The organism is Thermomicrobiales bacterium (assembly GCA_041390825.1).
Classification (GTDB): domain Bacteria; phylum Chloroflexota; class Chloroflexia; order Thermomicrobiales; family UBA6265; genus JAMLHN01.
This window is the reverse complement of record JAWKPF010000003.1, coordinates 1-1,744: the sequence shown is the minus strand read 5'-3', so window position 1 is coordinate 1,744 and position 1,744 is coordinate 1. Positions and strand designations below refer to the sequence as shown.

The 1,744-nt window shown below is 59.3% G+C and carries 1 protein-coding gene; it reads right to left on the bottom strand.

Annotated elements, in window-relative coordinates; all coding sequences use genetic code 11:
* The coding region (locus tag R2855_00030; protein ID MEZ4529387.1) for a PQQ-binding-like beta-propeller repeat protein at positions 1-1,467 on the bottom strand (1,467 nt) is incomplete at its 3' end.
* Positions 1,468-1,744: the final 277 nt, after the last annotated feature.

The window sequence follows — 1,744 nt, the reverse complement described above, 5'->3', positions numbered from 1 at the left end:
ATGCTCCTGCGCAATCAAATTTCCTGCCCCCGGCGCCCAGATACCCTGATTCTCGAACGCCAGTTCACCCGCTGCACTCTGGATCGTCGGAACACCCGTGAAGGGCTGGGTGTACTTGTTGATCTTCTGCCCGAACTCGGGACCATCGAAGTCGACCGACGTCCCGACCAAGAACACATTCGAGCCCGCGTCCACAGCCAAGGCCGCAGGTATCGTCAACTCGATGCCGGGCGATCGCGCGTCGAAGTCTTGCCAAACAATGCTTCCGTCATCGCCGCTGAGTTTCGCGCAGCTCATCGTCGTTGTCGGGAACGGCGCACGAGTGTGCAGGGTCGCTGCATAGACATTTCCCAGTCGATCGATCTGAATATCTTCGGTTTCTTCACCCGCGCCGCCGATATTTGAGGCCTGCCCATCAGAGAGCACTCGGGTCCATTGCAGCGCTCCGTTTTTGCTCCACTTGGCCACGAATCCACCGTTCGAGGCGCTCCCGTCATTCCGATACCCACCAGCGATGACCGCTCCGGTCTGGTCTACTCGTACGACGGGGAAGTGGATCGAGAATGCACCAGTCGCCTGAATATCGCGGGTCCACAGCTCATGTCCTTGTCCGTCAAGTTTGATCACACGCCCGTTATTACCATCCAAACCTCCAACAATCACATCGCCGTCGAGATCGGTCGTGATGTTCCGTCCATCGTCTCCTGCGGAATACAGGTCAAGCTCCGTGCACCACAAGTGCTGACCATTCCCCGCATCCAACGCCGTCAGCACGGAAACGGTGCCCCCCGTTCCATCCTTGGCGGCGATGAGAAACAGCTTGTCGTCGTTGCTGAGCGCCATGTCAGCTCCGATGCTGAATATGCCAGGACACGGGGCGCCCGCATCGAGAGCCGTTTGCCATCCGATCGCTCCGGTCGCCGGGCTGATCTGAGCAATCTGGATCACACCCGATGAGAAGCCAGAAAGGAACACCACGCCATCGCCACCGAGAACAAGATTATTCAGATTGCTGATACCCGCATAGGTACGCGCCCATTGGACAAATCCAAATGGTGAGATCTTCACGACGGCCACATTCGATCCGAACCGAGCGCCGACATATGCATTCCCGTCCAGATCAACCACCATGGCATCGGGCGACTGATACACGGGAAGGTTGACGGTCCAGATCACATTCGCCCCCGAATTGTCGGCGCCGTCGATCTTGACCACCTCCAGACCACCGTCGGCATAGCCGGCAATGATGATGTTGCCTTCGACATCCGCCTTGGCCAATCGATACTCTTCAGCCCCGCCCAAGGACTCATAGGTCCACACACGCGTGAACAGCGCCCCGGTCTCAACGCTGCTCTGCAAACCAAGGTCCCGAATCAGATCCGACACCTGCTCGGGCGCGACTTTGCCTTCGAGGGCTTCTCTGATTTGTGCCTCATCTGACTGCGCAGCCGCGCGTGTTGCGGGCATGACCGTGACGAGCGCCGCTGCGGCGGCCAGGAGCGTGTGCTTGACGAGTCTCATACTGAATCTCTCTTCTTGAGTGTCGATGGGTTCGTGGGGCGCGGCAGCGGCTTATTGATTGCCTTCCATCGCAGCGGAGTTGACATAGTGGATGCCGCGCGACTCGGGCTGGCCGTAGAGCTCGGGCATGAGGAACTTGCCACGCTCATCGCCCTTCTTCTGCACCTCGATCGGCGCGCCACGCTGCACCACGAACGCATCGCTCCGGTGCGCGATCACCTCC